This window comes from Borreliella mayonii, from assembly GCF_001945665.1.
In the GTDB taxonomy this organism is placed as follows: Bacteria; Spirochaetota; Spirochaetia; order Borreliales; family Borreliaceae; genus Borreliella; species Borreliella mayonii.
The window spans coordinates 430,439-444,280 of record NZ_CP015780.1 but is presented as its reverse complement, the minus strand read 5'-3'; the positions used below and the strand labels follow the sequence as shown (position 1 = coordinate 444,280).

The following is a 13,842-nucleotide window of genomic DNA, read 5'->3' as shown; positions in this document are numbered from 1 at the left end:
GATTTTTGATTTTTTAATCAAATGCAAAATATTATATTAACAGGCATTTATAATTGGGAAAATCCATAAATATCTGCTTCAAAAATTAATTTTCATTAGTGATAGCATAGTGTTTAGACTTTTTTACTAATTTTATATTGCTAATTGAGATTTTTCAAGAATTTATTAAAATATGTACTTATTGTATAATTAAATTATTTTAGTTTTTATTATTATTGTGAATAATATATTCTTATGTTTTGCGTGTGTGTTTAGGTAATAATTTTTTATTATTATCTTGTTTTAAACTTGAGTTTATGGATCGATATTTTTTTATACAAGATGCTGCTACTGTTGCAAAGTTATTGCTTGGCAATTTGTTGATCAGAAAGATCAACAAAGAGGAAATAGTTACCAGAATCGTTGAAACGGAAGCTTATATGGGAATAACAGATAGTGCTTGTCATTCTTATGGTGGCAAAAGAACAAATCGCACAAATGCTATGTATAGCATAGGAGGATATTCTTATGTGTATATGATATATGGCATGCATTATATGTTTAATATTGTGACTGCTGATAAAAATAATCCTCAAGCTGTTTTAATTAGAAGCGTAGAGCCCATTTCTCCATTATTGGGGGGAAAAAGCATTCTTACTAATGGCCCTGGAAAACTTACAAAATTTTTAAACATTGATTTAACTTTTAATAAAGTTGATCTTATTGGGAATAATGAGCTTTTTTTACAAAGAGGTTTGAATTTAGATTTTAATATAGTTTGTTCAAAAAGAATCAATATTGATTATGCAAAAGAGAGTGATATAAACAAGCTTTGGAGATTTTATATCAAAGATAACAAATTTGTTTCAAGGCGTTGATTTTTATTTAAATATTTTTTTAAAAAATTTTAAAAAAATATAATATTATTAAATTTGATTATTTCATGCTTTAAGAGTGATTTATTGAGAATAAATTATTTGTGATAGCATATTTTATAAGAGAGATTTATATATGAATTCTAATTATAAAAGATATAAAATGCTGGTTTTTGATCTTGATGGCACTTTATTAAATGATAATCATGAGATTACTTTTTTAACTCTTAAGGTTCTTTTGACTTTGGGGAAAGATTTTAAAATAATTGTTGCAACCGGTAGAAGATTGAGTGAAATTAAAAATATTAGGAGTCAATTAAAAGAAATTGGTATTAATGAAAATTATCTTGTAACGGCGAATGGGGCTGAAGTGTTTTTGCAAGAAAATTTAATTTTTAGATACGCAATGAGTTATGGCTTAGTAAAAGAAATTCTCAATATACATACAGATAATATTGATGTTAATCTTTACACTTTTGATACTTGGTATTCTAATACAGATGTTAAAAGTCCTATTATGAAACATTTTATTAGAGATTTGGGGTTAAATGTTATCATTAGAGATTTGACTAAACTAAATGTTGATTCTGTTTCTAAGATTGTTTATTATTGTGAGGATTTGGCAATTCTTAATAAACTTGACAATGAAATTAGGAGTAAGAGTTTTCAAGACATAAGGGTGTTTTTTTCTTCTAAGGATTTATTAGAGGTTACCAATATTAATGCTAATAAATATAATGCTATTAAAAATATTGCTTTTCTTGAAAGCATTCCATTGTGTGATGTTTTGGCTTTTGGAGATAATAATAATGATTATGAGATGCTCAAAAATCTTGGTAAAGGGGTTTTAATGAAAAATGCTAATGAGTTTCTTAAAATTAATTTAACAAATAATGAAATAACAAAATTTAGCAATAATGAGGATGGTGTTGCTAGGTTTTTAATTGATTTTTTTGAGCTTGATATTAAATATGAATAATTTGGATTCAAATGTTTAATGTATTTGGTTTATTTTTAGCAGAATTTTCTATTTAAAATATAAATTTTTTACTTATAATTTATTTTTGTAAATTTATTTATTAAAATATTGTAATAAGTATTGACATGTATTAAACAAAGATATATATTATTTTATGTTGCATAAACAAATTGGCAAAATAGAGATGGAAGATAAAAATATGGTCAAAGTAATAAGAGTCTATGGTGAATGCCTAGGAGCTTTAAGGCGAAGAAGGTCGTGGTAAGCTGCGAAAAGCTTGGGGTAGAAGCAAACATTTATTGATCCCAAGATTACCGAATGGAGTAATCCAGCTAGTAAGATGCTAGCTATCTATTATCTAAATAATAGAGGCGATACCAGGGGAAGTGAACCATCTAAGTACCCTGAGGAAAAGAAATCAAAGAGATTCCCTTAGTAGTGGCGAGCGAAAAGGGAGTAGCCCAAACTTTAAATGTGTCAAGTCGCAGAGCGTTGCATTTAGGGGGTTGTAGGACGTTTAGGCTTAGTCTGTGATAAGCAAAAAAGTTATAAAATATTTATATAGAAGAATAATCTGGAAAGTTTAACCAAAGAAGGTGATAGTCCTGTAATTTAAATGTAAATATCTTTTTAAAATGTTCCTGAGTAGGACGAGGCACGAGAAACCTTGTTTGAAGCTGGGGAGACCACTCTCCAAGGCTAAATACTAAAAAGCTACCGATAGAGAAGAGTACCGTGAGGGAAAGGTGAAAAGAACCCCGGGAGGGGAGTGAAATAGAACTGAAACCGTAGACTTACAAGCAGTCAAAGCCGTAATTTATTGCGGTGATGGCGTGCCTTTTGCATAATGAACCTGCGAGTTATCATATCTAGCAAGATTAAAGCATAGAAGTGCTGGAGTCGAAGCGAAAGCGAGTCTTAAAAGGGCGATTTAGTTAGATGTGGTAGACCCGAAGCCGAGTGATCTATTTATGGCCAGGCTGAAGCTTGGGTAAAACCAAGTGGAGGGCCGAACTCTAGTCTGTTTAAAAAGGCAGAGATGAGCTGTGAATAGGAGTGAAAGGCTAAACAAACTCGGAGATAGCTGGTTCTCCCCGAAATGGATTTAAGTTCAGCCTTATTTTAGTTTAATAGAGGTAGAGCACTAATTGAGCTAGGGCCTGTCAAAGGGTACCAAACTCAGTTAAACTCCGAATGCTATTAAATGATGAATAGGAGTGAGACTATGGGCGATAAGGTTCATAGTCGAGAGGGAAACAACCCAGACCAACAGCTAAGGTCTCAAAAATGTGTTAAGTGGAAAAGGAGGTTTAGGTACGTAAACAGCCAGGAGGTTGGCTTAGAAGCAGCCATACCTTTAAAGAGTGCGTAATAGCTCACTGGTCGAGTACTTAAGCGCCGATAATGTAACGGGGCTAAACACATTACCGAAGCTTTGGATCTTAACTAAAGTTAAGATGGTAGGGGAGCGTTCTGTAAGCCTGAGAAGTTAAACTGAAAAGTTTGATGGAGGTATCAGAAGTGAGAATGCAGGTATGAGTAACGAAAAAATGGGTGAGATCCCCATTCGCCGAAAACCTAAGGTTTCCTGGGTAAAGGTCGTCTTCCCAGGGTTAGTCGGCCCCTAAGGCAAAGCTGAAAAGTGTAGTCGATGGGAAACGGGTTAATATTCCCGTACCTCTTATAGTTTCGATGGAGTGACGCATGAGGTTAACTACTGCTAGGCGATGGTTGTCCTAGTTTAAGCATTAAGGTGATGATCTTAATAGGAAAATCCGTTAAGAGAGCTAAGATGTGATGATGAGTGCTATTTAGGTAGCATGAAATGTAGGTAGTCAAGGTGCCAAGAAACAGCTTCTAAGGTTAGGCTATAAGGGACCGTACCGCAAACCGACACAGGTAGGTGGGATGAAAATTCTAAGGCGCGCGAGAGAATCCACGTTAAGGAACTCTGCAAAATACGTACGTAACTTCGGGATAAGTACGACCTAAGCAATTAGGTAGCATAAAAATGGTCCAAACGACTGTTTACCAAAAACACAGGTCTCTGCAAATCTGTAAAGAGAGGTATAGGGACTGACACCTGCCCGGTGCTGGAAGGTTAAGAGGAGATGTTAGTTTATTCGAAGCATTGAATTTAAGCCCCAGTAAACGGCGGCCGTAACTATAACGGTCCTAAGGTAGCGAAATTCCTTGTCGGGTAAGTTCCGACCCGCACGAATGGTGTAACGATTTGGACGCTGTCTCAACGTGGAGCTCGGTGAAATTGAAGTATCGGTGAAGATGCCGATTACTTGTGGTTAGACGGAAAGACCCCGTGAACCTTTACTATAGCCTGGTATTGAGATTTGATTAAATATGTGTAGGATAGGTGGGAGACTTTGAAGCTATCTCGTTAGGGGTAGTGGAGTCAATCTTGAAATACCACCCTTGTTTAATTAGGTTTCTAACTTATAGAAATATGAGGAGAGTGCCAGGTGGGTAGTTTGACTGGGGCGGTCGCCTCCTAAAGAGTAACGGAGGTGCGCAAAGGTTACCTTAAAGTGGTTGGAAATCACTTTGTAAGTGTAAAGGCATAAGGTAGCTTAACTGTAAGACTGACAAGTCGAACAGATACGAAAGTAGGTCTTAGTGATCTGGCGGTGGCAAGTGGAAGCGCCGTCACTTAACGAATAAAAGGTACTCCGGGGATAACAGGCTTATCCTTCCCAAGAGTTCACATCGACGGAAGGGTTTGGCACCTCGATGTCGGCTCATCGCATCCTAGGGCTGGAGCAGGTCCTAAGGGTATGGCTGTTCGCCATTTAAAGCGGTACGCGAGCTGGGTTCAGAACGTCGTGAGACAGTTTGGTCCCTATCTGCCACAAGCGTTGGATATTTGAGAGGAGCTATCTTTAGTACGAGAGGACCGAGATGGACGAACCTCTAGTGTACCAGTTATCCTGCCAAGGGTAAGTGCTGGGTAGCTACGTTCGGAAAGGATAACCGCTGAAAGCATCTAAGTGGGAAGCCTTCCTCAAGATGAGATATCCTTTAAGGGTCCTGGAAGAATACCAGGTTGATAGGTTAGAAGTGTAAGTATAGTAATATATTAAGCTGACTAATACTAATTACCCGTATCTTTGGCCATATTTTTGTCTTCCTTTTAAAAACCCTGGTGGTTAAAGAAAAGAGGAAACACCTGTTATCATTCCGAACACAGAAGTTAAGCTCTTATTCGCTGATGGTACTGCGAGTTCGTGGGAGAGTAAGTTATTGCCAGGGTTTTTATTTTATACTTTAACCCTTGGATTTGTTTTTAGTTTTTTCAATATTAGTGTTTTTGAATGTGTTATTTAAATAGCATAAAAAATAAAATATATATTGACATGTATTAAACAAAGATATATATTATTTTATGTTGCATAAACAAATTGGCAAAATAGAGATGGAAGATAAAAATATGGTCAAAGTAATAAGAGTCTATGGTGAATGCCTAGGAGCTTTAAGGCGAAGAAGGTCGTGGTAAGCTGCGAAAAGCTTGGGGGAGAAGCAAACATTTATTGATCCCAAGATTACCGAATGGAGTAATCCAGCTAGTAAGATGCTAGCTATCTATTATTTAAATAATAGAGGCGATACCAGGGGAAGTGAACCATCTAAGTACCCTGAGGAAAAGAAATCAAAGAGATTCCCTTAGTAGTGGCGAGCGAAAAGGGAGTAGCCCAAACTTTAAATGTGTCAAGCCGCAGAGCGTTGCATTTAGGGGGTTGTAGGACGTTTAGGCTTAGTCTGTGATAAGCAAAAAAGTTACAAAATATTTATATAGAAGAATAATCTGGAAAGTTTAACCAAAGAAGGTGATAGTCCTGTAATTTAAATGTAAATATCTTTTTAAAATGTTCCTGAGTAGGACGAGGCACGAGAAACCTTGTTTGAAGCTGGGGAGACCACTCTCCAAGGCTAAATACTAAAAAGCTACCGATAGAGAAGAGTACCGTGAGGGAAAGGTGAAAAGAACCCCGGGAGGGGAGTGAAATAGAACTGAAACCGTAGACTTACAAGCAGTCAAAGCCGTAATTTATTGCGGTGATGGCGTGCCTTTTGCATAATGAACCTGCGAGTTATCATATCTAGCAAGATTAAAGCATAGAAGTGTTGGAGTCGAAGCGAAAGCGAGTCTTAAAAGGGCGATTTAGTTAGATGTGGTAGACCCGAAGCCGAGTGATCTATTTATGGCCAGGCTGAAGCTTGGGTAAAACCAAGTGGAGGGCCGAACTCTAGTCTGTTTAAAAAGGCAGGGATGAGCTGTGAATAGGAGTGAAAGGCTAAACAAACTCGGAGATAGCTGGTTCTCCCCGAAATGGATTTAAGTTCAGCCTTATTTTAGTTTAATAGAGGTAGAGCACTAATTGAGCTAGGGCCTGTCAAAGGGTACCAAACTCAGTTAAACTCCGAATGCTATTAAATGATGAATAGGAGTGAGACTATGGGCGATAAGGTTCATAGTCGAGAGGGAAACAACCCAGACCAACAGCTAAGGTCTCAAAAATGTGTTAAGTGGAAAAGGAGGTTTAGGTACGTAAACAGCCAGGAGGTTGGCTTAGAAGCAGCCATACCTTTAAAGAGTGCGTAATAGCTCACTGGTCGAGTACTTAAGTGCCGATAATGTAACGGGGCTAAACACATTACCGAAGCTTTGGATCTTAACTAAAGTTAAGATGGTAGGGGAGCGTTCTGTAAGCCTGAGAAGTTAAACTGAAAAGTTTGATGGAGGTATCAGAAGTGAGAATGCAGGTATGAGTAACGAAAAAATGGGTGAGATCCCCATTCGCCGAAAACCTAAGGTTTCCTGGGTAAAGGTCGTCTTCCCAGGGTTAGTCGGCCCCTAAGGCAAAGCTGAAAAGTGTAGTCGATGGGAAACGGGTTAATATTCCCGTACCTCTTATAGTTTCGATGGAGTGACGCATGAGGTTAACTACTGCTAGGCGATGGTTGTCCTAGTTTAAGCATTAAGGTGATGATTTTAATAGGAAAATCCGTTAAGAGAGCTAAGATGTGATGATGAGTGCTATTTAGGTAGCATGAAATGTAGGTAGTCAAGGTGCCAAGAAACAGCTTCTAAGGTTAGGCTATAAGGGACCGTACCGCAAACCGACACAGGTAGGTGGGATGAAAATTCTAAGGCGCGCGAGAGAATCCACGTTAAGGAACTCTGCAAAATACGTACGTAACTTCGGGATAAGTACGACCTAAGCAATTAGGTAACATAAAAATGGTCCAAACGACTGTTTACCAAAAACACAGGTCTCTGCAAATCTGTAAAGAGAAGTATAGGGACTGACACCTGCCCGGTGCTGGAAGGTTAAGAGGAGATGTTAGTTTATTCGAAGCATTGAATTTAAGCCCCAGTAAACGGCGGCCGTAACTATAACGGTCCTAAGGTAGCGAAATTCCTTGTCGGGTAAGTTCCGACCCGCACGAATGGTGTAACGATTTGGACGCTGTCTCAACGTGGAGCTCGGTGAAATTGAAGTATCGGTGAAGATGCCGATTACTTGTGGTTAGACGGAAAGACCCCGTGAACCTTTACTATAGCCTGGTATTGAGATTTGATTAAATATGTGTAGGATAGGTGGGAGACTTTGAAGCTATCTCGTTAGGGGTAGTGGAGTCAATCTTGAAATACCACCCTTGTTTAATTAGGTTTCTAACTTATAGAAATATGAGGAGAGTGCCAGGTGGGTAGTTTGACTGGGGCGGTCGCCTCCTAAAGAGTAACGGAGGTGCGCAAAGGTTACCTTAAAGTGGTTGGAAATCACTTTGTAAGTGTAAAGGCATAAGGTAGCTTAACTGTAAGACTGACAAGTCGAACAGATACGAAAGTAGGTCTTAGTGATCTGGCGGTGGCAAGTGGAAGCGCCGTCACTTAACGAATAAAAGGTACTCCGGGGATAACAGGCTTATCCTTCCCAAGAGTTCACATCGACGGAAGGGTTTGGCACCTCGATGTCGGCTCATCGCATCCTAGGGCTGGAGCAGGTCCTAAGGGTATGGCTGTTCGCCATTTAAAGCGGTACGCGAGCTGGGTTCAGAACGTCGTGAGACAGTTTGGTCCCTATCTGCCACAAGCGTTGGATATTTGAGAGGAGCTATCTTTAGTACGAGAGGACCGAGATGGACGAACCTCTAGTGTACCAGTTATCCTGCCAAGGGTAAGTGCTGGGTAGCTACGTTCGGAAAGGATAACCGCTGAAAGCATCTAAGTGGGAAGCCTTCCTCAAGATGAGATATCCTTTAAGGGTCCTGGAAGAATACCAGGTTGATAGGTTAGAAGTGTAAGTATAGTAATATATTAAGCTGACTAATACTAATTACCCGTATCTTTGGCCATGTTTTTGTCTTCCTTTTAAAAACCCTGGTGGTTAAAGAAAAGAGGAAACACCTGTTATCATTCCGAACACAGAAGTTAAGCTCTTATTCGCTGATGGTACTGCGAGTTCGCGGGAGATTAAGTTATTGCCAGGGTTTTTATTTTATATTTTAACCCTTGGATTTATTGTGTATATTTATTTTTACATAGTAATAAAGCTGTTGTATTTTAATAAGGAAATTTTAAAATAATATGAAAAAAGCAAATTTTTTAATTTTACTTTTGGTTTGCTTTGTCAACGTCAATTTATTTCCTAAGAATATTTTTAAGTTTAAGCTTATAGATCAATATTTTCCTTTTTACTATAAGAATAATAAGGGAGAATATGAGGGACTTATTTTTTCTATTTTAGATAAATGGGCAGAAGATAATAATGTTGATATTAGCGTTGAGCATATTGACAATTTAAATGAAAGTGAAATTGAAGATGAAGCAATATATTTGGGATTGACCTATAATACAAAATTAAATGATTTTTTTTATTTTAAAAGCGAACTTGCTAGGAGTATTTCAATTTTATTTTCTAAAAGCTCTAATAAAGAATATAAAAATACCCATTCAACATTTTTATCCAATTTTAATATAGGGGTTATTAAAAATACAATATATGAAGATATCTTAAGGCTAAAAAGTGCTAGCACTATTTTTTTGGCTGATAATGTACAAGAGTTAATATTGGCTTTAAAAAATGATAAAGTCGATTATATATATGGTGATTGTAAGACTTTACATTATATTGCAAAGCGTTTTTTACGTGAAGATCTTGTGATTTTTACCGGAGATGTTTTTTATAGTATTAAAAATAGAGTAGCTATTAGTAGAAATGCTCCTGAGATAATAAAGAATTTGAATTTAGATTTGTTTTCATATTTGATGAAAATGCCCGAAGAACTTGTTGTTTCTTTTTTAGATACTACTTCTAAGGGAAATTTTGTTGATGTTGGTTTATATAACGATTATCCTCCTTTAAGTTTTATTAATTCACAGAGAAAATTGTCTGGCATTTTAGTGGATTTATGGAATCTTCTTTCAAGGCAACATATCTTTAAGCCTATTTTTAAGGGGTTTCCCAAAGAGGATATTAAGAAATCATTAGATGGAAAGTCAGTAGGCATTTTTGGAGGAATTATTAGTAATGATAGTGTATTTGAAAATGTTAATTATGTGGTAAGTAAGCCAATATATCCTCTTAATTTTAAATTTTATTCTAAAGACCTAAACAATGATACTGGTCCAATAAATTCTCAGTTTATTGATTTTAATTTTAATAACATTCAATTAAATAAGAATAAAGATATTGTTAATAACTTTATAGATATTGTTAATAATTCATATGGGTTTATAGAAAATTCAATAACAACAAAATATTTATTAAAATTAAATGGATATAACGGTAGATTAAAATCTTACGATTCTATTTTTAATAAAAATAGATTTTTAGTATTAGCTATTGATAACAGGATTTATAAGGTTATTAAATATATTCTCAATGCTATATTTGATGATATTTCATTTGAATCTTTACTTCAAATAGATAAAAATTGGTTGGATAAAGAAGAGATTAATAGTTCTAGAATAAATAGTTATAAAATTATGAATAAGGTTAAATTTAATATAGAAGAAAAAATTTGGTTATCAAAAAATAATAAATTAAATCTTGCTGTTAAAAATTGGTATCCAATAGATTATGTTGAAGCAAATAGTTATAAAGGAATAAATCAATTTCTGCTTGATAAGATTAGAATGTTTTCAGGTTTAGGATTTAACATAATTGAAGCACACAATAGTTTAGATCTTAAAAAATTAATCAAATCTGGAAAAATCGATATGCTAAATACTAATGCAGTAGATTCAAATTTAGAGAATGTTTTCAATATAAAATTAAATTCTCGAATTCCGCTTTATATTTTTTCAAATAAAAAAAGGGTGCTTCCATCTAGATCTTTGGAGAGATTTGCTGTACTTGATTTTTTATATAGTAAAAATTTGGCTTATAATATTAAATCGAAGCTTATTCTGGTAAGCAACTTTAAAGAGGCTCTTCTTCTTCTTTATAAGGGAAAGGTAGATGGGATTATTAGCGATGAGTATACAGCTGCTGCTGTTTTCGAAGAATTCAATATTGTTGATGTTGAAAAACTTCCTACTTTTAGAGATTTAGCTTTTGATTTGAGCCTTGCTATTTATAATCAGGATTATATCTTGAAAGAAATTATTCAAAAAGTTGTTATGCGTTCTAATGTTGACAGTCAGATGTATTTAAATGATTGGAAATTTGATATTTATTATAAATCTAAAGGTAGCAGGTTTAAAAATTTTAAATTTCTAGTGGTAACATTCGTTATATTTTATTTTACTTTTTTAGGATTTGTAATAATTTTTATGTTCAGATTATCATTTGAGCAGAAAAGAAGATATTCTTTTGTAATGAATGAAAAAAAGATTGCAGAAGCTGCTAATGCTGCTAAAACCATTTTTATAGCGAACGTCAGTCATGATATTCGCACCCCTATTAACGGAATAATGGCAGCTACTGAGCTTTTGGATACAACTATTCTTACGGATGTTCAAAAAGATTATGTTAGGATGATAAATTATTCATCTGATTCTTTGCTTTCTTTAATTGATGATATATTGTATTTATCTAAAATAGATGTCAATGAATTACATGTTGAGAGTCAAGAGATTGATTTAGAGAGTGAAATGGAAATGGTTTTAAAAACTTTTCAATCTCAATGTGCAAAGAAAAATATTGATTTATTCTCTTATTCTAAATCTGTTTTTAAGAATTATGTGAGAGGTGATATTGTAAAAATTAAACAAGTTTTAATTAATTTAATAGGAAATGCTTTTAAGTTTACAGATGATGGTGTTATTGTTTTAAACTATGAAGAAGTATGTAGAACAAGGGTCGATGATAATAGGGCTTTAGTTACAGTTGAATTTAAAGTAATAGATACGGGTAAAGGGATTGAAAAAGAGAATTTTTCTAAGATATTTGAAATATTCAAACAAGAAGATGATTCTTCTTCCAGGGTTCATGAGGGTGCAGGATTGGGGTTATCAATATCTAGAGAGCTTATAAGACTAATGGGTGGTCTTGGCATTGCTGTTGATAGTAAGGTGGGAGAGGGCACAACTTTTTCATTTATGTTGCCCTTTTTATTGGGCGGTGAGCTTAAAAGTAAAAATTTGTCAATCAATAGATTTCAATCAATAAATGGTGATAATAAAGTATTAAATGTTCTTTTAAGTCAAAAATCTATTAAAGTTTTTGAACACTGTTCGATTTTATTAGAATGCTCTTCTAATGTGCACTATGTAGCGTCTTTTGAAGATGCTTATAAAGTCTTCAAGGAATGCCCTTTTTATAATTTTGTTTATGTAAATGTAAATAACGATAATATTCAAGAGAGTATTCGATTTGCCAATAATATTGAAAGACTAAGTTCTGATGTACGAATTGTTTTTTTATTTTATTATTTAGATAATAAAGCCCTAAAAAATTTAAAATATATGTATGTTAAAAAGCCTTTAATGGGGCTTAGTATATGTTCTGTTCTTTCTAAAAAAAAGTTTAAATCAGAAATTGATTTTGAGGATTTGGCTCCAATAGATAGTGCTTTTAAGATAAAAGAACCCATTAATATTTTAATAGCTGAAGATAATCAGGTAAATCAAAAAGTGTTGAGAGATATTCTTGTTGTAATAGGCATTAATGAAAATTTTATTGATATTGTAGATGATGGAGTAAAGGCTTTAAAATCTTTAAAAGAGAAAAAATATGCCATCTCTTTTATTGATATACGAATGCCAAGATATGATGGATTTTCAGTGGCTAAGGAAATTAGAAAATTTGAAAAGGCAAAGAATTTAAATCCATGTGTTTTAGTTGCTGTAACAGCGCATGCTTTGCAAGAGTATAAAGACAAGTGCCTTGCAAGCGGTATGAATGATTATATCTCAAAACCAATACATATAAGTTTAATTAAAACCATATTAAAAAAATATTTACAGTTTGAAGTTGATGATATTTTGGAGAATGAAGATTTGAATCAACTTGTTAAGTTTCCTAATTTAGATGTTAATAAGGCTTTAAAAGAATTAAATCTTTCATATGCATCATATTCTGAATTATGTAGAGGACTTGTTGATTTTATCTCTATTAATATTATTGATTTAGAAAAAGCTTTTGATGAAGAAAATTTGTCTTTAATTAGGGACATATCTCATTCAATATCCGGAGCTCTTTCTAATATGCGTAGCGAATTGTATAAAGATTTTCAAAAAATTGAAACAAGTAAAGATTCAATTTATGAGTTGAAAAAAATGTATTCTTTTGTAAAAGATGATTTATTTCGACTAATAAGCGACATAAAGGAGAATGTTTTGTTTGAGTCTGAGATTGTTAGTGAGAACAAGCTATACTTTAAAAACAAAGATCAATTTTTAAGCCTTCTTAATAAACTTTTAATTGGTATTAAGACCAGAAAGCCAAGAGAATACAAAGAAATTCTTGAGAGCATTGACAAGTATGCTTTAGACGATAATATTCAGGTATTATTTAGTGATCTTCGCAGGAATTTAAGATTATATAGATTTGATGAGAGTTCTAAAATTCTTGAAGAGATTATTAAAATGCTTAATAATAAGAGATACTAGTAGTGGAAATGATAATTAAAGATAAGGCTTTTGAAGCAGAAAATCAGAAGCTTTTAATTGTGGATGATTCTTCCACCAATTTAGATTTATTGGTAAATATCTTGCAAGATGCTTATGAGATTGAGGTTGCAACAAATGGGCTTGATGCTTTAAAGCAAGTTGAAAAAGATAGTCCGGATCTTGTACTTCTTGACATAGGTCTTCCAGATATTAATGGCTATGAGGTATGTAGAAAGCTAAAAAGTGATCCTGATACTAAAGAGATTCCCGTAATTTTCATTAGTTCAAGAAGTTCCACAGATGATCAGCTTGAGGGATTTAACGTTGGTGGAGTAGATTATATTTTAAAGCCTTTTAATAGTCGAATAATTGATGCTAGGGTTAAGACGCATCTTGAATTAAAGAGGTTAAGAGATTATTTTAAAAGCTTATCTAGAATTGATGGACTTACTCAAATTCCAAACAGAAGATTTTTTATGGATAAATTTTCTAAGTCGTGGATGAAAGCTTTAGAAAATAAGGAAATAATAATTGTTGGGATGTTGGATATTGATAATTTTAAAAATTACAATGATAATTATGGTCACACCAATGGTGATGAATGCCTTAAATTGATTGCTAAAACTTTATATAAGGTTTCTTTAAAATATAAAATAGATGTTGCTAGATATGGGGGGGAAGAATTTATTTTTTTTTCTGTCAATAAGAGTTTAAATGAAATGATTATCATTATTAAAACAATGATTAATGACATAAAGTGTTTAAAAATAGTTCATGAGCATAGTAGTGTTTCTAGCATTGTTACTGTTTCAATTGGTCTTGCTCAAGAAATTCCTATTGATAACAATTTTACCAATATCATAAAGCTTGCTGATCGCAAGCTTTATGAGGCTAAAGTTTTCGGGAGGAATCAGTTTAGATATTAAATTTATATT

The 13,842-nt window shown here is 33.9% G+C and carries 4 protein-coding genes and 4 rRNA genes; all 8 read left to right on the top strand.

Annotation, left to right across the window (positions count from 1 at the left end; all coding sequences use genetic code 11):
* Positions 1–296 precede the first annotated feature (296 nt).
* The 8 genes from Bmayo_RS02115 (at position 297) to rrp1 (ending at position 13,833) form a co-directional block, all read left to right on the top strand.
* Positions 297–857, top strand: a complete 561-nt coding sequence (locus Bmayo_RS02115; protein ID WP_075552106.1) for a DNA-3-methyladenine glycosylase — start codon at positions 297–299, stop codon at positions 855–857.
* Between the two features lie 133 nt (positions 858–990).
* Positions 991–1,833, top strand: a complete 843-nt coding sequence (locus Bmayo_RS02110; protein WP_075552105.1) for a Cof-type HAD-IIB family hydrolase — start codon at positions 991–993, stop codon at positions 1,831–1,833.
* Positions 1,834–2,034: 201 nt separating this feature from the next.
* Positions 2,035–4,963: ribosomal RNA gene (locus Bmayo_RS02105) — 23S ribosomal RNA — on the top strand.
* A 23-nt stretch (positions 4,964–4,986) separates the two neighbouring features.
* Positions 4,987–5,097 (top strand): 5S ribosomal RNA (gene rrf, locus Bmayo_RS02100).
* Positions 5,098–5,277: 180 nt separating this feature from the next.
* Positions 5,278–8,206, top strand: a 23S ribosomal RNA gene (locus Bmayo_RS02095).
* Positions 8,207–8,229: 23 nt separating this feature from the next.
* Positions 8,230–8,340 (top strand): 5S ribosomal RNA (gene rrf, locus Bmayo_RS02090).
* A gap of 97 nt (positions 8,341–8,437) precedes the next feature.
* Complete coding sequence (locus Bmayo_RS02085) at positions 8,438–12,907, top strand: ATP-binding protein (RefSeq protein WP_075552104.1); 4,470 nt, start codon at positions 8,438–8,440, stop codon at positions 12,905–12,907.
* A 2-nt stretch (positions 12,908–12,909) separates the two neighbouring features.
* The gene (gene rrp1, locus Bmayo_RS02080) at positions 12,910–13,833 is read left to right on the top strand and encodes a cyclic-di-GMP-producing response regulator Rrp1 (RefSeq protein WP_145924585.1); all 924 of its coding nucleotides are present in this window, start codon (positions 12,910–12,912) and stop codon (positions 13,831–13,833) included.
* Positions 13,834–13,842 lie beyond the last annotated feature (9 nt).